Raw genomic sequence first — 25,140 nt, forward strand, 5'->3', positions numbered from 1 at the left:
GCGGCTCAATTGATCCGTAGCAAACATCACCTTCTAAAGAACCGTCGCAATGAGACCTGCAACGGCAAGAAGACCGACGACGCTCCAACTTGGTAGCTTCCAAACCGTTAACAACAGGAATCCCGCTGCGGTTATCGCGAAATCGCGCGGCGAAAGCACTGCGCTGGTCCACACCGGATTGTAGAGCGCGGCGGCAAGAATGCCGACGACGGCGGCATTGGCCCCTTTCATGGCGGCCTGCGCGCCGGGCTTGGAGCGAAGGTCGTCCCAATAGGGAAGCGTTCCGTAGACCAGCAGGAGACCGGGAAGGAAAATGGCGACGAGCGCCAGGAAGGCTCCGACAATTCCATTAGGCCATTGGACAGCCACCCCACCGAGATACGCCGCAAAGGTGAAGAGCGGTCCCGGCACCGCCTGCGCGAGGCCATATCCGGCAAGAAAATCTTGATTATGCACCAGCCCGGGCGCGACGAGCGCGTTCTGCAGTAACGGCAGGACCACGTGGCCGCCGCCGAACACCAAAGCGCCGGAGCGGAAGAACGCATCGAAGAAGCGGACAGTAGGTTCACCGGTTGCAGCCGCGATGACCGGTGGCACGAAGAGAAGGCCGGCGAAGAGTGCAAGCCCGATCGCGCCACTGCGGCGCGATACTGGAAAACGGAGCGCGCCTTGAACCGTCTTGCTGTCGCCTCTGCAAAGCGAAAGACCACCGACTGCGCCAAGCGCGATCGCGGCGATCTGCGCAAAGGAATTGTTGAGAAGAACGACGAGAAAAAGCGCGCATAGTGCGATGGCGGCACGGGGGCGGTCAGGCGTCAGACTCTGGGCCATGCCCCAAACTGCCTGCGCCACCACGGCGACCGCCACGAGTTTCAATCCGTGAATAATACCTTCCGCGACCGTCCCCGTGAAGGTATTGGCCCCAAGCGCGAATGCTAAGAGAATAAGGGCCGAGGGTAACGTGAAGGCGGCCCATGCGGCCAAGCCCCCCAATAGACCGTTGCCGCGCAACAGCCCGAGCGAAAAGCCAACCTGGCTCGACGCCGGTCCCGGCAGAAACTGGCACAGGGCAACCAGCTGGACGTAGGTTTCCTCGTCGACCCAGCGCCGACGCAGGACCAGTTCATTATGGAAATATCCCAGATGCGCGATGGGTCCGCCGAACGATGTCAGGCCGAGCTTGAGGAAGACGCGGAAGACTTCAAAGAGTGAACCGGCCGCGCCGGTTTTTTCGTCATCGCTCACTGCAGACATCTTCCCGCTCAACATCGGATGACGCTATCGCATATCGATAGTGAAGGTCTGCGACAAGCTCACGGCGACGGAGGGGGCCGTATATACGGCCAGATCGTTGAGCCCGAGTTGCTTCTCTACCTGCGAGATCCGGGTCACGGCATCGTCAAAACCGTCCTTGCCGAAGGTCTGGTGCTCGATGTCCTCGAACTTGTCCGCGAGTTCGTTCAGGCGCGACTTGGATTGCAGCTTTTTCCACGCTGGGAACAGAACTGTATCTTCCCAGGCAGCGTGCGCCTCATACATGCGGGACATGGCATCAAGGGCGTTCCCGAGGGGAGCCGCATCACCGCCGATTTGCCCGCGCACACCGATGCGCAGGAGGTAGCCCGTAATCTCCCGGCCGCGCTGGTGCTGCATCAGCAGCACTTCAACGAGCTTTTCATTGGGGCCTCCCGCCTTCCTGACTTCGAAGCTCAACGCAACGGCTTAGGCCGCTGGACCGATTTTCCGGATGGCGATGGTGTCTTCCCTCGGCGACAAGAGGCGGCGGATCGCGTCCAAAAGCCCGGAAGAGCTGAAGGGCTTGTTCAGCAAGGGAACGTCACCAAACCCACGAGGCAGGCTTTCTCTGCCGTAGCCCGATATGAAGACGAAAGGTACATTGCTCCTCGTCAAAGCAGCTGCGATCTCATCAACTGGCTTTCCGTGGAGGTTGCCGTCGAGAACAGCCGCATCGAGGCGTTCGCTCTTGACGACATTAAGCGCATCGGCAGCAGATGCGATCACGGCCACGATGACGGCGCCAGCCGACTCAAGAGTATCCTGCAGATCGAGAGCCACGAGCGGCTCGTCTTCGATGATCAGAATTCTTTTTCCCTCGAAGGATGACTCGCGGGCAGGAATCGCGGGCGACGCAGCCGGCTGTGGCGCCGGACTTGTGTCGGTCGCACGGCCTGCAAAACGCGGCAATGGAATATCGATTTCCCAGCTGATCCCTTCTGCCGAAGTCCGCATACGCGCGCTGCCCCCCTCCCCTCTCGCGCTTTGCTCGATCAGCGTGGAGCCGAATCCTCGCTTTCCGCTCACACGGACAGGTACGCTTCCGCTTTCCCGCCAGCGGAGACGAAGCGTAGTATCGTCCACTGTCCATTCCACAAAGACACGACCCGCTTGGACAGACAGCGCTCCATATTTGATGGCATTCGTGGCAAGCTCGTGGAGCATCATCGCAAGGTGCAACGCGGTCTGCGGGCCAAGTTGAACCTCAGGGCCCGAAGCAGTTACCCGCGCTTCATCGATCGCACCGTATCGCAGCTGATCGCGCACGAGTTCTCCAAGCTCGGCGCCGCGCCAGGATGTGGCGCCCAGGAGCGTGTGAACACGAGCGAGCGATTGAATCCGTCCGGAGAAGCTGCTGACAAATTCGTCTGAGCTGCGCGCGCGTCGCAAGGTTTGCTGGGCGATAGCCTGAACACTGGCGAGCGTATTTTTGACCCGATGATTCAGCTCACCGATCAACAACGCCTGCGTTTCTTGTGCACGCTTGCGCTCGGTGATGTCGCGGCCGATTTTCGAAGCACCGATGATGCGGCCGTCCCGGTCCTTCACAGGTGAAATCGTCAGAGAAATATCAAAGACGGAACCATCCTTGCGTCTTCGCTTCGTCTCGAAGTGCCTGGTGCGCTCGCCGCGCCGGATCATGGCAAGGATGTTGACCTCCTCGTCCTGTCGGTCCGACGGAATGAGCATCGTGATTGGCTTACCAATCACTTCATCGGCGGTGTAACCGAAAAGGTGATGCGCACCGTCGTTCCAGCTCGTGATGATTCCGTTCAGATCCTTGCTGACGATGGCGTCATCGGACGACTGGACAATCGCAGCTAGCCTTGCAGCGGCAGCTTCCGCCTCGCGTTGAGCACGTTCAGCAGAGACGCGTGCGGTCGTTTCATTGACGATGCACATCACTCCCGCGACCTTGTCCGCCTCGTCGGGGACGGCTGAGTACGAGATGTCGAAAAAGACCTGCTCACCGTAACCATTTCGCTCGATGTAGAAGGGTCTGTCTTTAGCCACCACGGTTTGACCGGTTGATCGCACTGAGCTGAGCAACGGCTCAAGATCATCCCACAGCTCCCGCCAATTCTCGATTGCGGGACGGCCGAGAGCTGTCGGATGCTTTTTTCCAATCGTGGGCGCGTAGGCATCATTGTAGAGGGCGACATACTGAGGTCCCCAGAAAAGGACGATCTGCACCCCCGCAGTGAGCATCACCTCTACCGTGTGGATGAGATTGGAGGACCAAGTGTCAGTTGGACCGAGTGGCGTGCCAGACCAGTCTAATGAGCGAATACGCTCGGCCATTTCGCCGCCAGCGGTGGGCCATCCATCTCGGACGCAACTTGCGATCGATTCACTCATACTCCTGCCCTTGCTGTGGACGAGCTGACTCTCCCCGGGCCCCCGTCGGATACGCCTCGGAGCTGATCAAATCTTCCTCCTCGCCGCGGACGCAAAGGATAAAACGAAAACTTCGCTGGAGAGAAAAGCGGTCGTTTTGGCCGGAGATCCTCGGAACTGACCCCAAACAACGCGCCACACACTTAAAAGTTTCCACGCCGGGAACCCCGCCCCCTAACGTTTCCGCATTAACTCGGACCGGCGGCAGGTCTCGCCCCCAATCCTCGTGTCGGACCTGGGCGATACATGGTGCCGCCTAGTTGACACCGGATGGCTTCCCGCTCCCCTGCGCTTCAGCCAAGCAGCGATCAAGGGCTCTGTGTATCGGACAATGCAGTGACCGGCCGTCAGCCAAACCGTTTCATACAGATGAGAAGATAACGTGTGTCGTGACAAAGGCGTCGCAGTCATCGCCTGCTACGACGCCTGCCAACACTGATTGGCTCTGCGCTCTCATAGGCGTATGGGCGGCCGACGCAAAAGTGATGCGGGCCCAGATTCGACACCCTATTGAATTTACACTAAGGTACTTTCATCGGTGGCCAGCATATGGGCGTCACCGGCCGAGAGTGCTTTCAAGAATTGCTCCCGCCCCCAAAAAGCTGGAGCATTGCAATGGCAAAATCTCTGCTATTTCCCCAATCTGAAAACTTGTCGCTCGATGACCTCGCAAAGCTTGCTGATGCGTATGAGCTGGCTTGCAACGAACTTGTCGAACACCATGGCTTCACGCCAGAACAGCTTGCAGAGGTCCTGGAGCCGATGACTTCGGCGTTGCTCGCGTTGCAACGGTCTGGACCGCATGATGAACCGCAGCTCGGTCGCTACGCTGCATCTCGCGCCCTTGCCGAACACTGACTATCGGCACACACACCGTTGGCTGAATGGCCGAAACTGCATACGCGCGCCATCGCGTCGGTGAGCCGGCACCGCTCCTTGTCCATGTCGGCTCGGCACTCCCAGCGGCCAGAGTAAATCCGGACCTCTCGACATCGTCCGCCTGGGGCGGTTGAACCGGAGCTGAGCCCGCGCGTCTGTCCGCAAATCTACACAAATTAAAAGTCCACATGCGCGGCGGAGCAATTAAATCGGCAAGCGCCTGCAACTCCCGAGATGGTGGCGATGTTGAGAGGAGATCCTGAACAGAAGGATCAAAATCCATGTTTAGATTGACTGTCTTAGCGGCTTTTATGATCGCAATCGGCTGTCTCCCGGCGTCTGCGCAGGACAAAGCGAAGGAGTGGTGTACGAACGCACACATGCAGCAGATGACATCGCAGATCGGCAAGATGACTGACGCGGCGAAGAAAAAAGAAGCCAAATCCCATCTCGCCATGTCTAAGGCCGCCATGAAGGCCAAGGACATGGCAGGATGCGTCAAGCATATGGAACAAGCCCACCAGGCGATGGGCCTCTGAACATCATACGCCCGACACGAGCGGCCGTCTGATCGCAGAAACGTCTCCGTCATAATCGCATTCCGACGATGCCGTTCGGCTCAAGATATCTCTTCGCGCTCGGCCGACATCCCGGCGGAGGAGGAAGCGTTGAAGTTCATCACTGGGTTTATAGCTGCACTGGCAGTGCTGGCCGTCGGCGGCCTGATCTATGTTTATAGCGGCGCTTACGATGTGGCCGCATCCGTTCCGCATAGTTCAATTCTCCGCTGGGTCCTAGTGACTGCAAGAGATCAGTCCATTGCGGCTCGCCTCGATCAGGTCGGTTCGCCACCGCCGCCAAACTCAAGCTCGATAAAAGAGGGTTTCGAGCACTTCGATGAAATGTGCGTCACGTGCCACGGGGCTCCCGGCGCCGAACGCGGCGAAGTTGGCAAAGGACTGAACCCAAAGCCGCCCGATCTCAGCCGCCTGTCAAAAGGGAAAGATCCGCGAGAACTCTTCTGGATCGTCAAAAACGGAATCGCGATGACTGGCATGCCGTCGTTTGGTGCAACCCATAACGATCAGGCCATCTGGAACATCGTTGCGTTCTTGAAGGAACTTCCCGCGATCCCGGCACAAAAATACCAAGAGATGAAGCAAGAGCTGGCAGCTTCACAAAGCACCAGTCACGAGCATCACCATGGCGACTAAGCGGACTTGAATGAGCTTTGCCTCGAGACTTTATGTATCGAGAGAAGGCGAGACTAGCAAAGAGAAGGCGGTACCAACAAAAGACGAATGGCCGCCATTCGCGACAGTTTCCGTGTACTTTAATAGCGGGTTATCTGGAACGTCACGCACTGTATCCCTGCTCGGAGCGGCAATTCAGTTTAAGACGTTCCAGGAAAAACCAAGTCCCAACACTTACTTCAGTGGCGCTGCCGCCACATGCTCCGGAGAGTTCAAGAGGAAGTTCATCCGGAAGGTAACGGTCTGGATGCTGTCCGGATCAATTCGAGCCTTATAGCTGTTTGGCAGCGACACCCCGTCGATATTCAGATCACCGTTGAAGGCAAATGTCTCTGCTCCGAGGCTGATATAGTTGTATTCGACGCCGATGGTGAGATTCGGCAGGACCATCCGCTCCAAGCCGCCTCCGACGCTCCAGCCGTTCATGCGCTTCTGGTCTTTCGACGACGTACTGACTGGAACCATAATGCAGCCGCCGAAGCAGCCGATAACGTCGCCGCCGATGCTGCTTTGTGCTGTCACATTAGCACCCGCATAGCCTCCGCGGACGTAAGCCAGCCAATCGTCAAACGCGTAGCCTATTTTGCCGCTCACCATGTAGAGCTGATCGATTTTTGCATCGAGTGTCTGTGCGCCGGCACCCGCTGCGCCAATACAGAAAAATCCGAAGCAACCTATATTGTCGAATTGCCAATCGGTCTTCGCACTATCGTCCATCCCAGTGGCATCGAGGGTTCCTTCAACGCCGAGGACCCACCGACCGAATTGGCGTTGGAAGCCAACCTGCCCGCCAACAACGTAGCCATCGAGGCGATCGTTCTGATGCTGCGCTAAGCCGATAACGTCAAACGCAAAAAAATTGGCGGGAGCCGAGCCAAAGTCGTTGGTGGAGCGCAGATCGGACCACCCATAGCCCGCATTCAAGCCGACGTAGGCCCCGCTCCATTTCCCATCGTCCGCAATGATTCCGTCAACGTCTCCCGCCGATGCAGCCGATGCTGAAGCAAGGAGAAAAAGCGCGCATGATCCATGCGCCAAAAGGCGACCGCACAACATACATGCCCCCACTCAGACGCAACAAAACAACTTCGCACTATCTGACACAGGACCGGCGATCGCGCTGTTCACAAATCGATGTGAGCACAACTTTATTAATCAGCGTGCTGCTCATGCAACATCATGCGTTGCGGCATAGCGCGTGGAACAGTCGTCTAGTCCGTCAAACTGAACCGCCCGCAAGATCGCGCGGCGCAGGATCAAACGATCCAACCCTAGACGACGGTATGTCCGGGTTGTCGCCGCTCTTCAGAGATTGCACATCGCTATCGATCTCGAACTGCAATCACCAAGCCGACCACCGCGCCAAGCACAACTCCAAGCGGCCCCGTGATGAATATACCCAGCAGCGGCCCTTGGTTGGCTTCGGGGGTGAAAACGATCGGACCGACGAAGCCGCCCAAGAACCCCACGATCCCTAAAATGAGAGCCCAGCGGGCCATGGAAGCGAGCATTGCTTTGCCGATCCTATCACTGGTCTTCAGATTAAGAGCCTCGGCGGATGTGTCGAGACTCATTCAAAAGCGACATAACGATTTGTGATTTGAGGAGGCTCGGAAGCGACGATTAAGTCCACGCCGGGAGAATGGAGCGGACAAGCGCCGGTCCCCGCCAGCAACCGCGCACCCTCAGTTCTTTGCAGGAAGCTTGGCGTACTCGTCGGGTGTTCTCGCATCCCAACTCGCGTTACGCTTGAATTGCTCATCAATCGAAGGGTCGCAGTGGTGTTTAGCGCATCCGGGATCAGGTGATGCAGCGCAGCCGTTGAGAGCAACGAACAGTGTTAGCTGGAAGATCAGTCGAATAACCATCTGCATTGCTTATCCCGCATTATGCCCGACATTATCGGCTAGCGCTCTCGCATAAATCGAGCATTGGCTTTTTGCGCACTGCGTCGCCGGCCGGCCGACGAAACGAGTTTTGTAACGTCGCTCCGCTCATCGAAACTGCGTTTCCTGAGACGCGCGGCTCTCACCGCAAGAGCCGCGCCTAGCGCCAACAGGATCACAATGCTCAAAATCAGAATTTTCAATCCATCGCTCCCCGGCGCTCAAATGCTTCAGCGGCTATAGCAGATCTCGCATCCGGCTGTTCAAAACGCTAGGCTCGAGATGCCATCTCCGAAAATCTTAGCCGCATGTTGAAACCCGACCACTCCCGCCATAGGCCGCGCGATTGTTTCAAGCCGTGGGGGTAGCGTGCTGTTATCCGGCGCTTGGATGTTCACTCCGCTCCGCCATCCCAGGGATAAGAATTTCCTCCGCGTGCGACGCATCATCACCACGACGCCGCTTGTCGCAAATGCTTCAAGAAAATATCGTTTGCTGGTTGGCGTAAGGGGGATAGTCCGGGGCACGAATATTTAGTGTTTAATTGTTTAAAGGTAGCCCAATCAATGTCCTTCCCAACCGCCTCCGTAATCATCGTGTCTACGCCTGCCTGCGTTCCGCACATCAGGAACGCGCTTCTCGATAACGGAGCCAGAGCCCACGTTTTCAACACCTATGCCGCTGCATTGACGCTGCTACGACGGAAGAAAATCGACACCGTTGTGATTCAATTCGCTCGCGACACAGCCACCGTCAATTTCTGTGAAGCCGTGCGGTCTCTGAATGTGCCGTTGGTCTACGCTTCGCCCTGCACAAACTAGACATCAAGCTACGAACTCCCGATAGCGGCCGGCTTCCATCTCAGAGCCTCTGATCGCGATCGGGTGCGACCAGGCTCGGCGAGCGTCGCACTATCGAGTGCGCCTCGCTGCTTGGTGGGAGTTTTTCAATTGCGAATCGGTGGTGCGTCCTTGCAGCATCAGGATTCAGCTCAGCAAGTTATCCACAGAACTTGAGAGTTGGTCAGTTGAATTTGATGGCGCAAGGGAGGACAATAATCAGCATACTGTATTGATATTTCAGCACGTGTCTATATTTCAGACAGGGGGTATCTTTTTAGATATCCCCCTTTTGGCTTACCTGAAAGCTTCAGCGAAACAACCTCTCGCATTGGTCGATTCCCCTAGTCTAAATATTTCACCGCTAATCCCGTCCCGCTCACGCCGCCCCAAGATGGCCGGAATTGACGCCACCTCTCGATGATCCGCGGCATGACGGATTGATCCACCTTTGACACGACACACACAAATTCCACCGCAGGCCCCTCGCCGCCGCCGGTCGGAATTCGACCGCGCAGTTGATCAATCTCGATCGTCTCGAATTCGCCCTATCCTGGCTGGTGTGTCCGGCGCATTGCGGCCTCCGGCGTTTGCCACTCTTCACAGATTCAACACAGGCGATAATAAAGATAATCTAAAAGCCTGCTTCGCTATTGATCACTGGAGCGCCCTAGCGTGCGCCAGTGAGGGGAACGGGGGTCGAGTGGTGGATCGCTACCGTCTCGGATCTCCAAACTTCAACGTGAGGATCAAACGAGCGTGACTGAAATAGCCTTGGGATTGGTCGGCGCATTCTATGCGTTCGCGGGATGGGTGGCGACGCGAGCAGCTCTGACGTCCCTCTTCATGGACCAGGCCATCGCCGGCATCTCTGGACAGAAGCCGAAAGCCGCCGAAATGGCGCAGAGCTACTGGCTCCTCGCGGCTGCAAGTCTCATTCTCGCCGGTGGCGTTGCCCTCGTCATCCGCGCTGACGTGGCAATGTGGCTGTTCCTGCTCTCCGCGATTGGCCAGGCATTCTATTTGTATTACCTCGCCCCGCGCATCTTCGACCTCGAAGAGCCGCCTGACGCCACCGGTCGCGCACAGACGCGCAACGCCTTCGTGCTCTATTTGGCCGCCACCGCGTTTGTCGTTTGGGCGGCAAGCCGGGACGCGCTGATGAGCTGGCAAGAGGTGCCAGGCCCGCTCCTCGCTGCTGCCTGCACGGCCGTCACCGCCCATTTCGGCTATGTTCTCTGGATGGTCGTCGGCCCCGGCAGCATGCGCGCATCGACGAGCGAGTCCCCGCTCGCGTGGTCCGACGATGCCGCGTCGTCTGACGATGACAATCCCTCGACCCTCGAGAGCGATCCTTCGCAATCCCGGTCGATCAAGGTGATGGCCGACTACCACACGTATCCGCTCTGGGCGATGGACGAGCACCTTTACGGAGATTTTCCCCCGGAACGGCTCGGACTCTCGCCAGAGTTGTCGGCCGACCTCAACGCGTGGGCGGTTGCCTTCACTTCGTCATTGGACGGCGATGATCCAGCCAACAGCCTATGGTCGAACGAGCAGCATCGAGCCCACCAGGCCGAGGCGCGGCCGCTCGCTCTTCGCATCGCAAGAGAGCGACCCGATCTCAAGGTCTTTGTCGCAGACGGTACGGGAGATTTTGTCGAGGTTGGAAATAATCCGGCCCAAGAGACTGAGCTATAACGCGCCACTCAGGCTGCTCATCGTCATGCGTCTTTGCTGATTTTACCCAGAAGCGCGAGCGTCTTTCGGTCGGGGCCGTTGCAAAACGTATAGAGCGCACGCGCGTAGATGCTTTCGTGCCCCGTCACCGACGCGAACAGCGTCATCGACGAGTGGAATTTCAGATTGTCGGGCGTGCCCAGAATATCGATGAGGGATTTGTCTCTGTGATCGAGCATGAGGGCCGTCACCTGAGCAAGGCGGGGGCCGAGGATCGGATGACCTACATAGGCCAGAGCCTCCTCATAGCTCCCGATGCCGAATTTCTCCGACATAGCGCTTGAGCCGAGCCCGCGCAGCTGCGGAAAAACGTACCACATCCAGTGCGACTGCTTTTTGCCAGCTGCGAGTTCCCTCGCCGCACGCGCGAAGCTATCCGCCTGAGCATTGACAAACCGTTCGAGGTCGAAGGGATCGGCGCGATTCTCCATTTGCGATCCTCAACTACGGCATGGCGCACGACCGGCCGAGAATTTCTTCAATAGGCTCTACAATGACAATGCTACTGCGAATCCGCAAAAGCTCGCACTTTTTACTCCGTACACGGCGATCATCCCCACGCGAAATATAAGCAGACGGCAAACATTGCTAACGGCGTCAGCCGCTTCCCCGCTTTAACGCCCGAACCTTCGCAATGTTCATTTTATGAACGGCCTCATAAGGCTCGAAATAGCTGATTGCACCGCCTGCCAGCGGCTCGGCGAGAAAAGCTTTGAGAGGTTGTGCCGCAAGATGGTCGTCTTCCGCGACCCCGATCAGACGTTCGACGTAAATACGCGTCGCGTCGATCAAACCGGCATCATAGCCCGGCCCCGCTATGCGCTCAGGCGCGCCGTGGTTCGGAAGAATGCGCGAAAAATCCCAAGTCGCAAGCTGTCCTAGCCCGTCAAGATGCTGCACCAGACGGTCAGGCTCGTCGACATATGTGACCGTATCTTCGAGCGTATCGCCGGCGAGCAATGTTCCGTCTCCCGGCAGGTGCATCGCGACGCCGTCACGACTGTGAATATCGAGCGGCCGCAACTCGATCCCAACATCGCCGCAGCTCAACTCAAGTCCGCCGGAGAACGTCGTCGTCGGCAGAACAAGCGGCGAAATTCCCGGCAACCCATCGAGCGTTCCGGCCTCGATTGCTTTCTTCTTATCCGACAGCAACCGCGCGGTTTCCTCACACGCGATGATTTCACAGTCATCAAAAACCGCGTTGCCCGCAACGTGATCCAGATGCCAATGGCTCAACACAACGCGGATATCACGAACACCGCGCGCTTCGAGCTCCCGCCTGATGGCCCCAGCATGCGCGAGCGACAAATGCGTGTCGTAGACAACCGCCGACGCACCATCGACAACCGCATAGCTGCAAATACCCAGCGCATAACCGCCGTCATCAAGCCAATTCGGCTCCGAGGAATGATACCGCTTGCCCGGCACGCGGCCATCATAGAAGCCGACCAGATTCTTCCCGAGTTGCAGCGCCCTCAGCGTCTCTAGCTCTGTCCCCATCGGGCCCTCTCCATCATGCAACAGCGAACACCGATGCACGGCCCGCCCACTTCTTCCGCTTCAAATGCGTGTTCAAGAACGACCTGAGCTCTCCGATCGCCACGATCGGATCGAAATCCCTCAGGATCACCGCACGCTCACACACGCCGTCGAGAAAAGCACGACTTCATTGCCCGGCTTGATTACAAGGGTAGCGGCCAAGAGTGGCGGCATGGGCACCCCCTGCCGCCACATACCTCCCCGCTCCCGAAGGAGCGTGCGCCCATTTCTCTGCCATGCTAGCCTCGGATGGGCGGCCGGGTTCTCTCGCACATGACGACAACATCAGGCGCCTGAAATGGGCCGGATTGCTTCGAAAGAACAAGCCGCTGGCTCGTCCTTTCGAAACCAGGAGGGTGGTATGCCGAACTTTGGAATTCCTCGCCGGGTCGCGTCGGATTTCAAGGCCGAATCTGTGTCCGTCAACTGGAGACGCGGCCTGTTTCGAGTCTGGATGCTGATCTCGGCAGGCTGGATCATGGGATGGACGATCTACCTTATACTCGAAGGCGTCCAAGGCAGCCTGAGCACGAGAGGCGATTTCATCGAGGTCCCGATATTGCTCTTCGCTCCACCGATTGCGCTTTGGCTATTCGGCTTGGCCGCGGCCTGGGCCATTCGTGGATTCGAAGTCGAGAGATAAAAAACCGCGGCGCCCATCGGCGCCGTGCGGCAACGAAGGAATTATGAAATTGACCGGACGCCGGCGCGATCACGTCGCGTCGGATTGCGCGCGTGCGTGTTCGGGCGAACCTTTCGTCTTCCAGAACCGGTGAGCGCGCGCTTCCTCGTTGTCGCTCTTCGTCAGCGACAAATGTTCTGCGAGCGCTTTCGAATCCTTGATGACGTCTTCCCAGGTCAGGTCGGCAGCCTGCAACATTTCCGAAGCCTTCAACGCCGCCGACGCCCGCTCGCCTTCATTCGGAGAGGCGAGCATCGCGCAGAGCTTCATGAAGCGGGAAATGTCGAGAGCAACGGGACGCCGCTCGGCCGAACCGACGGATTGAATGCGACGACGCCACTTGGCCATGTCACCCTCTGAAAGACGTACCCTAAGTCTTGTACCCTGCGTTTCAACAGCTTGGTAGTCACTTGCGCGACGCCCCGCGAAACAGCCGAGCTCCCTATAGGCCTTTGATTTTATGGAAGAATTATGGAGAAGTTGGAGCGGGTGATGGGAATCGAACCCACGTATTCAGCTTGGAAGGCTGCTGCTCTACCATTGAGCTACACCCGCGCCGCGGCGAATTCCGCGTTTTGTAGCGAATTTTTTTCGATCCGCAACGGCCTTTGACTGCCATCGCGCCGTTGACCACACCTTACCCAACCACGCGTTTCCATCAGCACCACGCCAAAACGCCGTCATAACGGACAAGATTCAGCATCCTGCCTGCACAATAGCACCCGGCGCGTGTTGATTGTGTCGCGCCCCCGATGCAGAAAAGGCAAAAAAAAAAAAAGCAGCGACGAACTGCAACTTAATTTTGGGGGAAGAACAATGAGTGCAACGAGCCCGGCGGACACGTCCGCTCCCGGTTTGCTTGATCGAGAACGTATCGTCGCGAAGGCTGGCTTCAATCGCTGGCTCGTCCCGCCGGCGGCTCTCGCCATCCATCTCTGCATCGGCATGGCATACGGCTTCTCCGTTTTTTGGAAACCGCTGCAAGCCGCTCTCCTCGGCGCCGACGGCAAACCTCTGCCTGAATGCTCCGCGGGTGCAGTAACCTTCAGCGAAAAGGCCGCAGGCACGCTCAAAGCCCTGTCCGCGACCGACTGCAATTGGAGCCAGTTCGATCTCGGCTGGATGTTCACATTCTTCTTCGTCCTGCTCGGCGTCTCCGCCGCGATTTGGGGCGGTTGGCTTGAACGTGCGGGCCCGCGCAAAGCCGGCGTGGTCGCCGCAATCTGCTGGTGCGGCGGCCTCGTCATTTCCGCCCTCGGCGTCCACCAGCATCACCTTTGGCTCATGTGGCTGGGCGCCGGCGTCATCGGAGGTGTTGGTCTCGGACTAGGCTACATCTCGCCGGTATCGACTCTGATCAAGTGGTTCCCCGACCGTCGCGGCATGGCGACCGGCTTGGCCATCATGGGTTTCGGCGGCGGCGCGATGATCGGTTCGCCGCTCGCCACGCTCCTCATGAGCCACTTCAAGACGGAAGCTGATCCCGGCGTCTGGCAGACCTTCCTCGTCATGGCGGCGATCTACGCCGTATTCATGCTGATCGGTGCGTTTGCCTATCGCCTGCCGCCAGCCGGATGGAAGCCCGAGGGCTGGACACCGCCGGCGTCGACGAACGCAATGATCACGTCGAACCAGGTGCATCTCGCCAACGCGCACAAGACGCCCCAGTTCTGGCTCTTGTGGCTGGTGCTCTGCCTCAACGTTTCGGCTGGTATCGGCATCATCGGAGCCGCTTCGCCAATGTTGCAGGAGACGTTCGGCGGCGCCTTGATCGGTCACCCCGAACTTTCATTCGCCGATGTCAAAAAGGACGCCGCTCTCGCAGCTCAAGCCGCGGGCGTCGCGGCCGGGTTCGTCGGCCTCATCTCGCTCTTCAACATCTTCGGCCGGATTGCGTGGGCCTCGTCCTCAGACGCGCTCGGCCGAAAGCAAACCTACTTCATCTTCTTCGTGCTCGGAGCGAGCCTCTACGCGCTCGCGACGCAAGCGGCCGAATGGAAGTCGCTGGCGCTCTTCGTCGCCTGCTTCTGCATCATTGCATCGATGTACGGCGGCGGCTTTGCGACGATACCTGCCTACCTCGCCGACATGTTCGGCACTCAGTTCGTCGGCGCCATCCACGGCCGTCTCCTCACCGCGTGGTCGACAGCCGGCATCGTCGGTCCGGTGATCGTGAACTACTTGCACGACACCCGGCAAGCTGAAGGCATTCCTGCCGATCAGATCTACGGACCCATATTTTACGTGCTGGCGGGTCTGTTGGTCGTCGGCTTCCTCGCCAACCTGCTCGTGCGTCCCGTTAATCCGAAATGGAACATGCCGGACGCCGAAATCGCCGAAGAACGCGCCAAACTGCATGAGAAGGGCGGCACCAAAACCTCAGGCTCGTTCGGCATCGGCAAGGGCGGCCTCGATGCGAAGGCCGTGCCGTTCTGGCTCCTCGTCCTGATCCCGCTCTGCTGGGGCATCTGGACCACGGTGCAGAAAACTGTTGCGCTGTTTGGCTAGAAGGTCTGCTGGCGCATGCGGCCCGCCTCCTAAGGCGGGTTGCATGCGCCATCAAATTTGATTGGTTCAAGAACCCCGCCACAAGGCCGCGCCGGCGGCCGGCTCCGCGCAGCGGAGTCGCCGGCGCCAAACGACGATACGTCGCCGGGGCCAACTTAATGCGTCCAGTTGGTCGTCCGGCCGTAGCGGAAGTTATCGGCGTACGCCTTGCGGATCGGCTTGCGCGGCTTCGGCTCCGTCAACGTATAGGCAAGACCGGCGCGCGTCGCATACGCAACCGCCTCTTCCTTGGTATCGAACTCCAGCCGTACCTGCGATTGCATATCGCGAGAACTCGTCCAACCCATCAGCGGATCGATATCACGAGGGCTCGCCGGTCCGAACTCGAGCACCCAATCTTTCGTGCGCGCTTCCCCGGACTGCATGGCAGTCTTGGCGGGTTTGAAGATCCGTGCCGTCATGGTGGCTCCGCTTAGAAATCGACGACTGACCGGGCAACCTCGAACGAACACGTAAGAAACGCCCAGACCGCCGCTTGCCCGCCGAACCCACCCTGGATGGTCAAGGCCTGGCAAACGTCAGGTGAGCCATTTAGCATCTTGAATTGAGCTTTTCGACCCCAATTTCGGACGACGACACCCTGCCGCTCCAGGCCCCCAGGAGCGGTAAATGCCGATGCGGCTCGGGGGCTTGGCGCCCGCTTATTTCAACTGGTTCTTTTCCTCGGTGGTGATCGACTGACTAGGCCCGGTCTGCGATGAATCCGGCAGAACATCAGGAGCCGCCGAATTGTTCAGCTGGTTCTTTTCCTGTTGGGTAATCGACTGACTGGGCCCTGTCTGCGATGAATCCGGCAACACATCAGGAGCCGCCGAATTATTTATCTGGTTCTTCTCCTGCTGCTCAATGGACTGCGCGTACGCCGGTGAGACGCCAAGTAGCGCCACGGCGACTAACATCGCCAACACCGAATGCTTGCTGATGATCGTCATGAAATGTGACTCCGAAAATCAATTATCTTCTGGGGGATTCCGCGACATCAAAAACGAGCATCCCTTTGGACGCCCAAAGCGATCCGGTCGACGTTCTGTCAGGATCGAACGATCCTTCTAGCCGCCGTTCGTTGACGGAAGCTCTCGAAAACGCCGACAAGACGTCTCGAACTGGATGATTTATTCCGCACACTGCGCAACTCGGCTGGTGCCGCGTCGCGCGAATTCGGGCAGCGCTATATTGCCCGCGCCCCACCCGCTTAATTGCAGGATGCTCGCGTTCGACGAGCGAAGCTGGTGCTGGCGAAGCAAAGGTGCATGATGCCGGTCTAAAAGCTAAGCCGCCGCCAGCCGACGCACACCGGGGGACAAATGGAACTGAGTTATGCTCAAAACATGGAGGACTACCATCTTTGGCAGGCGCTAGGGCATAGGACTTCGGGATTCTATATCGACATCGGAGCGGGACACCCCGTCGCCGACAGTGTTTCGTTCTGGTTTTATGAGCGCGGATGGCGGGGCATCTGCGTTGAGCCTCAGCCGCATCTTGCTGCGCTCTACGCTCAGATCCGCCCCCGCGACGAAGTCCTGCAGGGTCTCGTCGGCAGCCACACCGGCGTGATGGATTTCTACGTCGTGAACCGGCTCCACGCTCTCTCGACGACGGTGAAATCTCATGCGGAAGCTGCAGCAAAATATGGCGCGAGCCATCGCACCGTGTCGATGCCCGTCATAACTCTGGCTCAGCTATGCGAGCGTTACGGCGTTACAGAGATCGATTTTCTCAAGATCGACGTCGAAGGCGCCGAGGCCAGCATTCTAGCGGGCAATGATTGGAACCGCTTTCGTCCCAAGGTGATCGTAGCCGAGGCGGTTTCCCCCGCAAGCGGCGCACCCTCATGGCTGGAATGGGAGCCCCATCTCCTGGCGCAAGGCTACGTGCTCACCCTTTTCGACACTCTAAATCGCTTCTACGTCGCGCAAGAGGCGAAGGACACACTCGCCGCTGCACCCCGCGAGCGCGCGAAATGGGATGCCGTGCCGCACCTCTATCAAATCGGCCGCGCTCCTGAGTGTGCGGGCCATCCCGACTACGATCTGGCTAGCGAACTTACCCGCGGATTCTGGGCCAGTTTGCCTTCGATTGATAAGCGCCACCTTGCGTCGCTGCTCGCCCGCCACCGTGGGATCACAGATCCGGACGAGGTCGAGCAACTCGCCATCGATCTTGAAACAGATCGGATGCGTGGCGCTCTCGGGCGCATTGCCTGCGGATACGATGGTGGCCAACTCTGGCCGATATCATCCGACGAAAAAAATTCCCGCTTAGCCGAATTGCAGTCGTCGATCACTGCTCGGCTAGGTTCAGCACGCATTCGTTTGGCGGCGAGGAAGCGGCGCCTCGCGCAAGAAGCATAATCCGTGAGAACGACCGCTGAAATCATGAAATGAAATGTGATCGTCGCCCACTTTCGCACCCGTCGCGATCCGGATTCATTCTGCAGACCCAATAAACTCGGCATTTGCAGACAGGCAATAGCCGCATTGAAGTCGCGATTCAAATAAACCGAGTATTTCTCGAACCCATTTTCGCCATCCCGCAATTGAATTATGCAATTGGGGAAATCGATGGACGGGACTCGGCGCATCTCATATCTGAATTTGCCGTTTGGGATAATTGGGCCAAATGCGCCCCATATTGCCCCGCGGTGACTTCACGATGCCGCCCGGCCCGCATACGAGACCGGAAGAAAGCACGATGGCGACAACGATTACCGAATTGATCGTCGTGTTTCTATACCCACTCGTTTTGTCGGCTATTGCCTGGATTATTTTCAAAGCCGCAATCACCGGCAAAGACGGCATTTCTGAAGTCGTTGAAGCCTTGATTCATGCGAATGGGCTTAGCGAACGCGCAAAGCGCGCCACGGGCTCACCCCAAAATACAAACGGCGAAAGGCCAATCAATGAAAAAATCGCGTCTCGGCAATGGCCGCCACGAAAGTAATGCTAAAATATCAGACATATTGGGCGACGACAAACTCTCGGAGTCCGCGTCGCCATCCAAAGCGCCGTCCTCATTGCGATTGGCATGTCTCGCACTCCTTGCCGCAGAACTGACCATGGCGGGTGCATCGGCCGCCCACGCCCGTCGCTTTGAATTCGACCAGCGCCGAACAGAGGTGCGCTTCGCTTATAAGATGGCCTACGCGACGCAGCGAGGCCGCTTCACAAAGGTCAGCGGTACGCTCGACTATGACGAAGCCGCTCCCGGAAAGAGCAAGGTCAGCGCCTCGATCTCTGCCGCGAGCCTTACAACCGGCGAAGACTTCATCGACAACGAGTTGAAAGGCGCGGATTTCTTCAACGTTGCGGGCTCGCCCGTCATTGCCTTCAAGAGCGTCGGAGTTCGAACAGGCTCCCAAACCGCGGCGGAGGTTTTGGGCGAGATCACGGTCAACGGCATCACCAAGCCCGTGACGCTCCAGGTTAGCATCGAGTCGCACGACGATCCGGCGCTGAAGCACGACGCCGGGGCACGCAGATTTGTCGCCAAGACACGCATTCAGCGCAGTGCTTTCAACATGACGAACTACCAATCGATGGTCGACGATGACGTCGATATCGAGATCGACGCCATCGCCAGGCCGAGATGAGACGCCAGGCATTCTGCCCCCAACCAGTTCACCAATAATCCGAACAGCTTCGCCGTCGTCACCGACGGCGAAGCTTTTTGTGATGGCTCAGAACTTGCTGCGCAGCTCCGTACGGAATCCGAAATTATCTTCAGCACCTTCTTGGATCTGATAGGTCGCATCGGCACGGAACAGCCACGACCGGGTGAGCGGGATTTGATAGCGAGCGCCGAAGCCGTACTGTGCGCCCTTGGCACCGATATTGTCATTCTCGAAGGGCTGCACCGTCGCCACTTCGAAGACGAGCTGCTGATCCAGATTGAAGAGATACTGCAAGCCGAGTGCGCCTCCGAAGGTATTGGAAGCGGTGTCGTCGAGTTTCGGGTAACCCGTCAGGGCGTCTGTCTCGAAGTTGATGCCGACGTTTTTCAGTATGCCCGCGTTGTTGCCATCGACCAGCGGCTCGGGATTCCCGACGCCGACAAAGAAGTTCGCATATGGAAGAAGCGTGCTCGGCAAAGGCGTGATCAAGCTGTTCTCTGAAATGAAGGCAAAGCCGTCGCCATTTCCGTGGCCATCCTCCCCGAAGTTCGCGAACAACCGGGTCGAGTTCGAGATCGTGTTGGCATAGCGCCGGGTATATGCGGCCGTCAGGAAATGTTGCTCGACACCCTCTTGAACACCCGTGCCTTGCAGAAAACCATAACCCGCTTCGACATAGCCATTGAAAGCGTCGGCGAAGGTCGTGACGCCGAAGAGGTTGGCATTGTTGTTGTCCACTTTGCCATTTGCTTTGACGAAGCTGGCATTGTCGATGTTATCGAAGCCGGCGAAGAACGTAACGTCGAAGTTGGAGAGACCAAGCGCCGCCGAATTCCGCGCGGGCAGCGTGAACGCGCCGCCGAGGATTGCATCGTTCGCCCAGATCCCGTTCTGAAGGAACAGCGGGAAGAGACCGACGGTGAAGGGCAGGTCGAAACTGGCATGCTGTCCGGTCATGCCTGAATAAATGGAACCCGCGTCACCCTCGAAGTACAGAATCTGCGGATTGAAATCGAACTCACCGTTGAATTTCTGATCGCCATCGCGTCCGCCGAATTCGAAGCGAGTGAATTTTGCGTTGCCGTCCTGAAACGGCGTGAAGAAGGCATGTATGCGTTCCGTTGCGGTGAGCTTCAAATCGACATCGAGATTGAGCCGCGTCGCGACCTGCGCGATATCCTTGCCGTTATTGCGATTGTAGGCGACGGCCGTCCTCCAATCCCCGTAGACGGAGAGTCCCGGAAGAAGCGGGTTCAATTTCCCGAAGATTGTGCTGCTCTCATCGTATATTCCGGAGGTGTATTGCTCGCGACCAATCTCGAGCAGCGGACGTGGCGGCTCGACGGCGGTCTTCCCGCCATATATGTCGGATTGCTCTTTAGCATCGTACTTGTGCGCGTACTGCGGATCGGAGCGGAACGCGCCCCCGGTCGATTTTTCTTTTTTGCGAGCCTTCTTGCCCTCTTCTGGTTTTGCGTTCGATTTGTCGGCGTCGCCGACATCCGCGCCAAGGTACTGCTTTGGAACGATTGTCTCGTTTTCGCGTTTCCCTGGAGGCTGTGAAGCGGCTCGAGACTCGGTGGACAGTGTCGTAATCCAACTCTCGTCTTTGGCGGACTCGCCGCCGATTTCACGGGGTTCAGTCTTCGCGGTCGTGCCGGACATCGTCAGATAGCTTCCGGCCATCAGAACAATTGCAGCGATCGTCACAGTCGTTCGGTATCGAAGGTTGCCCTTCGCATCGCAAGTCATAAGGAAGCTCCCACTTCATACCCCTGGCTCGTGCGTTCGAGTTTCAGGAGGCTTCAGAGAGGCTTCGGACCCGCTATTTTGGCCCCATGGCGGGACCAAATCCGAAACACTCGGCTCTTTGATTTTTATCCTTTCACGTCGACATCGACGGCGAAGTCATGAAAGTTCATGATCCGCTCGTTCATGCTCTGCTCCATTGCCTTGGTGGCACCGACGAAGCGCATGAAATAGACAGGCTCGGCACGGCTACGCATGCGGAAGGCAAGGCGATACTTGCCGGGCTTTTTGATCAACTTTCCCGGCACCGAATATTTCGCCACCCTCTCCCCTAGCGGCGCCAGAGAGTGGTTCTCCATGCGCACGAGCGGCGGATGGTTGAGAACCGTGGTCGGGATTTGCGGCGGCCGAAGCTGCGGCAGCGGATCGATGTCGAAGTTTACCGGCAGGTACATCTCCCGGTCCGTGCCCTTGACGTTGGTCGTCAGGAACTTGGTTTGGAAACTCACCAGCATCTGGTCCGTGTCGATGCGCCCAGCCGCGACGTCCAGACTATGTAGATCCGCCATGTCCCCGTTGCTGTCGACGTAGCCCGACTCCCAGATGTTCTTCCCATCGGGATCGACGAGGGCGACGTTCACCCAAAGCTGCGGTTGCGCACCGAGCGAGCCGGACGGCAGGTTATGCCCTGTATTGACGTTCTTGATCTTGTAGGAGAACGCCAGCTCTGCGCCGGTCCGCGGCGTGCCCTGGATGTAGGGACCGTCGACCTTGCTGCTGTTTTCCATCACCTCGCGCCTGAGCTTGTCACGCTCGTCGAGCTTCTTCAGATTTTCATCGATGATCTCACGGGCATCTTCGCGATCGCTTGCATCGGCCCATCGCTTCGGAAAATCGACCTTGATCTTTCCAGCGGCAACCTTGTCTTCGAACTTGCGGCTACCCCAGCCGGCGCGCCAGTCGAACAGCAGCCAGTCCTCGATACTCATGGCCTGCCCCTTCGTGTTGTGCGGGAAGATACCAGGGTGCGCGATCGAATAACCCGGACCGATAAAGCGGTGGTTCGCATGCTTGCGCCCGGGGTTGACCTCTTTGCCGCCGACGATCGCGGAAGGCGCGGTCGCATATCCATCCGGCTTCCCCGGATTTTTGCCCATATGGCAATCCTGACAGCTGACGCCGGCTTTGCGCGCCGGGCTGTCGCGATATTGATCCCAGACGATTTCCAACTTGATGCCGAGGTTGACTGCAACCTGATGGCAGCTCACGCAGAACTCCGACTTGGTGATCTGATCGTTGGTGATCATGCCCGCGTGAATGTCGTTGCCGCGCCCATCGGCACCCGTTTTGACCGAGTAAGTATCCTTGTTGGCGAGCACGTCTTTGATGACGCTCTTTTCGCCGCTGCCATAGACAGGCTCGTAGATTTTTCCGGGCTCGATCCGGCGCTCGCCGTTGACCTTGCCGTACTGCTCCTTGACCCGGTGGCAGGTGATGCAGGTTACGCCCTCACGCGAGATCTGACTGCGCTTCCAGAGTGGCGCTTCGCGGGCTTCCCCAATCTGCGTGCCTACCTGTTGATGGCATCGCACGCAAAAAGTGCCGACCGTTCCTTGCGTGAGCGATTGGAACTTCTGCTCGAACTTGTGGAACATCGGAGATATCGACGCATAGGCATGCTGCGACGACGACCACTCTTCATAAATTTGCTTGTGACAGCCCCCGCATTGCGCGGCAGTGGGATATAGAGACTCGTCCACGCCCTGGCCGCTGTGCGGATCGGACTTGGGCTTCATGATCTCGATGCTCGTCCCTTTGGCTGCCGCGCCTCCGCCGGCAGCTTCGCCATTCTGCGCGAGTTTCAGTTCGGAACGGCTCTGTTGAGTTTGACTTGGTGCCTCGGCGAATAACCGAGATCCTGCGACGGCATCTTGCCGAGAGAACATGACGCAGACCAGCATCGTGCCTGCCCATGCGCAGGCAAGCAGTGAAACACGCGAAACTTGTACCATCGCCCCCAGTCCAGACTGCCCATACCCCTGGGCAGAACTCGAAATTGCTTGATCGCGCGAAATGCAGTCCGATTTATGCGATCCCCCGTCGGAATTAAATCAATATGGGAAACGGGGCAGCGATATGGCCGGATATAATGGCGGTCGAAATTGAATATAGTTAATTCAGAATCGAAAAAACTTTTCCATTCCACTCAATGTGGATACAAAAAGAATTATGCTCTTCCAAATGATTGCGAGAGACGCTTGCAAGGCTCTGTTTTATCAACGCAATCCCAGAACGTAGGGTTCTTACCTTCGCGAGCAAAACTGGAATGGCAACCCCATGCAGGGCCTAATGCATAATTCGAGCTTATGGCCCCTAATATTTCGCCTTCAATCCATGTTTCATTTTATTCAATCCGCCGCGGGCCATTGTCTAACCATAATAGCTGGATAGCTCCCAATTCCGAATTCCTTGAAACGGCAAGAATTGAGCACGTGATGGCAAGTCGCCATAAAATTACGATCGACGGGAAAAGCTTTGAGGCGCGCCCTGGTGAGTTACTGCTCGACGCGGCCCTGAATAACGGCATCGACCTGCCTTACGATTGTCGCGCCGGACACTGCGGCACATGCTGCGTTCGGCTGGTTTCGGGCGATGTGGAGGGCGGAGAAGGCACCGAGCCCGGCATCGTTCATGCGTGCCAGTGCCGCATCGCCAGTAACGCGGTCCTGGAGAGCAACCGCCAGACAAATATCCGAGCCATCGAAGGCGTGCTGAGTTCGCTGCGTCCCCTTTCGTCCGAGGTGATTGAGGTCGGCATCAAGACCGACCGCGCGCTGCCGCATCATGCTGGTCAATATGCGCAGGTGTGTTTCAGCGGATATCCGCGCCGTCCCTTCAGCATTACTCATCCGCTGCGCGGCGATCCGACCAGCAGTTCTATCTGGTTTCATGTCCGTCGCATGAAGGGCGGCCGCGTCAGTTCATCGCTCGGCCATCGCATCACGCCGGGCCATCGGGTGACTGTGACGGGGCCGTACGGCTCGGCGCATTTGCGGCCCAATCTGGAAGGCCGCCTCATTCTTGTCGCCACCAATACCGGCTTCGCGCCGATCTGGTCCATCGCCGTCGCCGCTCTGCGAGAGCGGCCGGAGCGCAGGATGATGATCATCGCCGGCGGCCGTACTGTTGAGTCTTTATATATGGGCCAAGCCCTAGTGAAGCTCGCACGCTTCCCCAATGTCCTCGTCGTGCCTGTCTGTAGTTCGCCGCAGGCTTTGCCCAACGCCATCATGCCTGGCCGGCCGACCGACTATCTGCCGCGGCTGTTGCCGACCGATGTTCTCTACGCCTGCGGCGCGCCGGGGATGGTCGAGTCAGTCAAAAACATCGCCGCGCATGTTGGTGCGACCTGCCATGCAGATCCTTTCCTGCCAAACGGCGATAGCACGAGCGAAGGCGGCGTTCTGACCCGCGCAATGAAAAAGCTTGCCATGCCCCTCGGTCGCCCGATGCGCAAACCCGACTTCGATCGCTCCCGCGACCTCGCAATCTCATTCGATACAAGCGCGTAGGCTCGCCGAAGCAAGGCTCGACAGCACTGTGGTTTTAGATCGTTTGAGTTTCAGTTCCTTGTATTCCGGCACACGGCGCCTCTCTCGCCTCGGCTACTTTCTCTTCGGCTCGCTGATCATGTGTTTTGCCGCGTGCGGCGCGGCAGCATCCGATCCCGCCCAGGTCGTCGGACCTAATGCCTGCGCCGAGTGCCACAAGCAGGAGACCGAAGCCTGGAAGACATCGCATCATTTCAAAACGTTTCGAGATCTTCCGCGCAACGGCGAGGCGAAGAAAATCGCCGACAAGATGGGAGTAAGACGCATCAAATCGGAAGGGTTGTGCGTCACCTGTCATTTCACGGTGCAGCAGAAGGACGACGGCAAAGAACCGGTCGCAGGCATTTCCTGCGAATCTTGTCACAGCGCCGGCAAAGACTGGATCAAAGTTCACAGCAGCTACAGCGGCAAGACCGCAAAGACAGAGACGAAAGCCGAGGCTGCAGCCCGCTGGAAACTTGCCGATTCCAAAGGGATGATAAGGACCAACGCAATCTATCAGTTGGCGAAGAACTGCTACGGCTGCCACGTCGTGCCGCAAGAAGAACTCGTGAACAAAGGCGGCCATCGCGCCGGCAGCGCCTTCGATCTGGTGTCCTGGTCGCAGGGCGAGGTGCGCCACAATACTTGGTATTCCAAAGGGAAGGAGAACGCCGCCGCGAGCGCTACGCGCAGGCGGATGCTTTATCTTATCGGTCTTGGCGTCGAGCTCGAGACGTCATTGCGCGCCGTTGCAAAGGCGACGGTGAGAAAGCCTTACGCATTCTTCATGGCTCAGCGCGTTGACCGCGTACGAAAGCAACTTGCCGCTGCGGCGAAAGCTGCGCCGAACGTGCCAGAAATCGCCAAGTTGGTCGAATATGCACATTCGGCATCGCTGAAGCTCAACAATGAGCGCCTGCTGACCGCTGCTGCCGATAGCGTTTCCAAGCTGCTCACGGGCCTCACCGAAAAATACGACGGCAGCACGATGCCCGGGCTCGATGCGCTCATTCCGGGACCGGAAAAGTACGTGGGGACGGTGAGACAACCGAGTGCAACGAACTGATCAGGGCACGATGTCGACAGCAGCAGCCTGACACGCACGA

23 protein-coding genes and 1 tRNA gene are annotated in these 25,140 nt (G+C 58.1%); 11 read left to right on the forward strand and 13 right to left on the reverse strand.

Translation table 11 applies throughout. The annotated features are described in order from the left end of the window. Positions 1–33: 33 nt before the first annotated feature. Genes chrA through K2Q04_RS11590 form a run of 3 tightly spaced genes read right to left on the reverse strand, consistent with a single transcriptional unit; the run spans position 34 to position 3,597 of the window. Positions 34–1,245 (reverse strand): chromate efflux transporter, encoded by a 1,212-nt coding sequence (gene chrA, locus K2Q04_RS11580; RefSeq protein ID WP_291163596.1) that lies wholly within the window; start codon positions 1,243–1,245, stop codon positions 34–36. Between the two features lie 33 nt (positions 1,246–1,278). Further along, positions 1,279–1,713: a hypothetical protein gene (locus tag K2Q04_RS11585; RefSeq protein WP_291163598.1), complete on the reverse strand. Its 435-nt coding sequence runs from the start codon at positions 1,711–1,713 to the stop codon at positions 1,279–1,281. 9 nt (positions 1,714–1,722) lie between these two features. Next, complete coding sequence (locus K2Q04_RS11590; protein ID WP_291163601.1) at positions 1,723–3,597, reverse strand: PAS domain S-box protein; 1,875 nt, start codon at positions 3,595–3,597, stop codon at positions 1,723–1,725. A 711-nt stretch (positions 3,598–4,308) separates the two neighbouring features. Between K2Q04_RS11590 and K2Q04_RS11595 the strand changes: the two genes are divergently transcribed. From K2Q04_RS11595 to K2Q04_RS11605, 3 genes are all read left to right on the forward strand, one after another. Continuing rightward, positions 4,309–4,551, forward strand: coding sequence for a hypothetical protein (locus K2Q04_RS11595; RefSeq protein ID WP_291163604.1), 243 nt, complete (start codon positions 4,309–4,311; stop codon positions 4,549–4,551). A 302-nt stretch (positions 4,552–4,853) separates the two neighbouring features. After that, positions 4,854–5,111, forward strand: a complete 258-nt coding sequence (locus tag K2Q04_RS11600) for a hypothetical protein (protein WP_291163607.1) — start codon at positions 4,854–4,856, stop codon at positions 5,109–5,111. Positions 5,112–5,240: 129 nt separating this feature from the next. Further along, positions 5,241–5,786 (forward strand): cytochrome c, encoded by a 546-nt coding sequence (locus K2Q04_RS11605; RefSeq protein WP_291163610.1) that lies wholly within the window; start codon positions 5,241–5,243, stop codon positions 5,784–5,786. Between the two features lie 213 nt (positions 5,787–5,999). Here the strand turns inward: K2Q04_RS11605 and K2Q04_RS11610 are convergent, their stop codons facing one another. Then, the gene (locus K2Q04_RS11610; RefSeq protein ID WP_291163613.1) at positions 6,000–6,881 is read right to left on the reverse strand and encodes an outer membrane beta-barrel protein; all 882 of its coding nucleotides are present in this window, start codon (positions 6,879–6,881) and stop codon (positions 6,000–6,002) included. 266 nt (positions 6,882–7,147) lie between these two features. Beyond that, on the reverse strand, positions 7,148–7,399 hold the full coding sequence (locus K2Q04_RS11615; RefSeq protein ID WP_291163616.1) for a hypothetical protein: 252 nt from the start codon (positions 7,397–7,399) through the stop codon (positions 7,148–7,150). A gap of 1,910 nt (positions 7,400–9,309) precedes the next feature. Between K2Q04_RS11615 and K2Q04_RS11620 the strand changes: the two genes are divergently transcribed. After that, a complete protein-coding gene (locus tag K2Q04_RS11620) occupies positions 9,310–10,251 on the forward strand; it encodes a hypothetical protein (RefSeq protein ID WP_291163619.1) in 942 nt (313 codons plus the stop codon). A 23-nt stretch (positions 10,252–10,274) separates the two neighbouring features. On the opposite strand, the gene K2Q04_RS11625 is transcribed toward K2Q04_RS11620, so the two are convergent. Together K2Q04_RS11625 and K2Q04_RS11630 are read right to left on the reverse strand one after the other, a co-directional pair. Further along, on the reverse strand, positions 10,275–10,721 hold the full coding sequence (locus K2Q04_RS11625) for a DUF1810 domain-containing protein (RefSeq protein ID WP_291163622.1): 447 nt from the start codon (positions 10,719–10,721) through the stop codon (positions 10,275–10,277). A 166-nt stretch (positions 10,722–10,887) separates the two neighbouring features. Then, entirely contained in the window at positions 10,888–11,793 is a 906-nt protein-coding gene (locus K2Q04_RS11630) for an MBL fold metallo-hydrolase (RefSeq protein WP_291163624.1), read from the reverse strand. A gap of 400 nt (positions 11,794–12,193) precedes the next feature. Here K2Q04_RS11630 and K2Q04_RS11635 point away from each other — a divergent pair, with 400 nt between their 5' ends. Beyond that, complete coding sequence (locus K2Q04_RS11635) at positions 12,194–12,475, forward strand: hypothetical protein (RefSeq protein ID WP_092869337.1); 282 nt, start codon at positions 12,194–12,196, stop codon at positions 12,473–12,475. A 69-nt stretch (positions 12,476–12,544) separates the two neighbouring features. Here K2Q04_RS11635 and K2Q04_RS11640 read toward each other — a convergent pair whose 3' ends face one another. Further along, positions 12,545–12,862, reverse strand: coding sequence for a hypothetical protein (locus tag K2Q04_RS11640; RefSeq protein WP_291163629.1), 318 nt, complete (start codon positions 12,860–12,862; stop codon positions 12,545–12,547). A gap of 133 nt (positions 12,863–12,995) precedes the next feature. Further along, positions 12,996–13,069: transfer RNA gene (locus tag K2Q04_RS11645), tRNA-Gly, on the reverse strand. 261 nt (positions 13,070–13,330) lie between these two features. Between K2Q04_RS11645 and K2Q04_RS11650 the strand changes: the two genes are divergently transcribed. Next, positions 13,331–15,022, forward strand: coding sequence for an OFA family MFS transporter (locus K2Q04_RS11650; protein ID WP_291163632.1), 1,692 nt, complete (start codon positions 13,331–13,333; stop codon positions 15,020–15,022). Positions 15,023–15,177: 155 nt separating this feature from the next. Here K2Q04_RS11650 and K2Q04_RS11655 read toward each other — a convergent pair whose 3' ends face one another. Both K2Q04_RS11655 and K2Q04_RS11660 read right to left on the reverse strand, forming a co-directional pair. Next, positions 15,178–15,483, reverse strand: coding sequence for an ETC complex I subunit (locus tag K2Q04_RS11655; protein WP_291163635.1), 306 nt, complete (start codon positions 15,481–15,483; stop codon positions 15,178–15,180). A 240-nt stretch (positions 15,484–15,723) separates the two neighbouring features. After that, positions 15,724–16,014: a hypothetical protein gene (locus K2Q04_RS11660; protein ID WP_291163638.1), complete on the reverse strand. Its 291-nt coding sequence runs from the start codon at positions 16,012–16,014 to the stop codon at positions 15,724–15,726. A gap of 372 nt (positions 16,015–16,386) precedes the next feature. On the opposite strand from K2Q04_RS11660, the gene K2Q04_RS11665 reads away from it, so the two are divergent. The 3 genes from K2Q04_RS11665 (at position 16,387) to K2Q04_RS11675 (ending at position 18,671) form a co-directional block, all read left to right on the forward strand. Further along, positions 16,387–17,433 carry an FkbM family methyltransferase gene (locus K2Q04_RS11665; protein WP_291163641.1) on the forward strand — a complete coding sequence of 349 codons (1,047 nt, stop codon included), beginning with the start codon at positions 16,387–16,389 and terminating at the stop codon, positions 17,431–17,433. A gap of 340 nt (positions 17,434–17,773) precedes the next feature. Further along, positions 17,774–18,022: a hypothetical protein gene (locus K2Q04_RS11670; protein ID WP_291163644.1), complete on the forward strand. Its 249-nt coding sequence runs from the start codon at positions 17,774–17,776 to the stop codon at positions 18,020–18,022. Positions 18,023–18,137: 115 nt separating this feature from the next. Beyond that, positions 18,138–18,671, forward strand: a complete 534-nt coding sequence (locus K2Q04_RS11675; RefSeq protein ID WP_291163647.1) for a YceI family protein — start codon at positions 18,138–18,140, stop codon at positions 18,669–18,671. Positions 18,672–18,758: 87 nt separating this feature from the next. Here the strand turns inward: K2Q04_RS11675 and K2Q04_RS11680 are convergent, their stop codons facing one another. Then, positions 18,759–20,444 carry a hypothetical protein gene (locus tag K2Q04_RS11680; protein WP_291163650.1) on the reverse strand — a complete coding sequence of 562 codons (1,686 nt, stop codon included), beginning with the start codon at positions 20,442–20,444 and terminating at the stop codon, positions 18,759–18,761. Positions 20,445–20,569: 125 nt separating this feature from the next. After that, positions 20,570–22,453 carry a multiheme c-type cytochrome gene (locus K2Q04_RS11685; RefSeq protein ID WP_291163653.1) on the reverse strand — a complete coding sequence of 628 codons (1,884 nt, stop codon included), beginning with the start codon at positions 22,451–22,453 and terminating at the stop codon, positions 20,570–20,572. 483 nt (positions 22,454–22,936) lie between these two features. On the opposite strand from K2Q04_RS11685, the gene K2Q04_RS11690 reads away from it, so the two are divergent. Both K2Q04_RS11690 and K2Q04_RS11695 read left to right on the forward strand, forming a co-directional pair. Next, complete coding sequence (locus K2Q04_RS11690) at positions 22,937–24,013, forward strand: 2Fe-2S iron-sulfur cluster-binding protein (RefSeq protein ID WP_291163656.1); 1,077 nt, start codon at positions 22,937–22,939, stop codon at positions 24,011–24,013. Positions 24,014–24,071: 58 nt separating this feature from the next. After that, complete coding sequence (locus K2Q04_RS11695; protein WP_291163659.1) at positions 24,072–25,100, forward strand: cytochrome c family protein; 1,029 nt, start codon at positions 24,072–24,074, stop codon at positions 25,098–25,100. Positions 25,101–25,140: the final 40 nt, after the last annotated feature.

The sequence above is a fragment of the Hyphomicrobium sp. genome (assembly GCF_019753045.1).
In the GTDB taxonomy this organism is placed as follows: Bacteria; Pseudomonadota; Alphaproteobacteria; order Rhizobiales; family Hyphomicrobiaceae; genus Hyphomicrobium_B.

Coding starts and splice junctions, on each gene's coding strand:
- K2Q04_RS11590 (WP_291163601.1), bottom strand. CDS start 3,597: ATGGCCGAGCGTATTCGCTCATTAGACTGGTCTGGCACGCCACTCGGT.
- K2Q04_RS11595 (WP_291163604.1), top strand. CDS start 4,309: ATGGCAAAATCTCTGCTATTTCCCCAATCTGAAAACTTGTCGCTCGAT.
- K2Q04_RS11600 (WP_291163607.1), top strand. CDS start 4,854: ATGTTTAGATTGACTGTCTTAGCGGCTTTTATGATCGCAATCGGCTGT.
- K2Q04_RS11610 (WP_291163613.1), bottom strand. CDS start 6,881: ATGTTGTGCGGTCGCCTTTTGGCGCATGGATCATGCGCGCTTTTTCTC.
- K2Q04_RS11615 (WP_291163616.1), bottom strand. CDS start 7,399: ATGAGTCTCGACACATCCGCCGAGGCTCTTAATCTGAAGACCAGTGAT.
- K2Q04_RS11625 (WP_291163622.1), bottom strand. CDS start 10,721: ATGGAGAATCGCGCCGATCCCTTCGACCTCGAACGGTTTGTCAATGCT.
- K2Q04_RS11630 (WP_291163624.1), bottom strand. CDS start 11,793: ATGGGGACAGAGCTAGAGACGCTGAGGGCGCTGCAACTCGGGAAGAAT.
- K2Q04_RS11635 (WP_092869337.1), top strand. CDS start 12,194: ATGCCGAACTTTGGAATTCCTCGCCGGGTCGCGTCGGATTTCAAGGCC.
- K2Q04_RS11640 (WP_291163629.1), bottom strand. CDS start 12,862: ATGGCCAAGTGGCGTCGTCGCATTCAATCCGTCGGTTCGGCCGAGCGG.
- K2Q04_RS11650 (WP_291163632.1), top strand. CDS start 13,331: ATGAGTGCAACGAGCCCGGCGGACACGTCCGCTCCCGGTTTGCTTGAT.
- K2Q04_RS11655 (WP_291163635.1), bottom strand. CDS start 15,483: ATGACGGCACGGATCTTCAAACCCGCCAAGACTGCCATGCAGTCCGGG.
- K2Q04_RS11660 (WP_291163638.1), bottom strand. CDS start 16,014: ATGACGATCATCAGCAAGCATTCGGTGTTGGCGATGTTAGTCGCCGTG.
- K2Q04_RS11665 (WP_291163641.1), top strand. CDS start 16,387: ATGGAACTGAGTTATGCTCAAAACATGGAGGACTACCATCTTTGGCAG.
- K2Q04_RS11670 (WP_291163644.1), top strand. CDS start 17,774: ATGGCGACAACGATTACCGAATTGATCGTCGTGTTTCTATACCCACTC.
- K2Q04_RS11675 (WP_291163647.1), top strand. CDS start 18,138: ATGGCGGGTGCATCGGCCGCCCACGCCCGTCGCTTTGAATTCGACCAG.
- K2Q04_RS11680 (WP_291163650.1), bottom strand. CDS start 20,444: ATGACTTGCGATGCGAAGGGCAACCTTCGATACCGAACGACTGTGACG.
- K2Q04_RS11685 (WP_291163653.1), bottom strand. CDS start 22,453: ATGGTACAAGTTTCGCGTGTTTCACTGCTTGCCTGCGCATGGGCAGGC.
- K2Q04_RS11690 (WP_291163656.1), top strand. CDS start 22,937: ATGGCAAGTCGCCATAAAATTACGATCGACGGGAAAAGCTTTGAGGCG.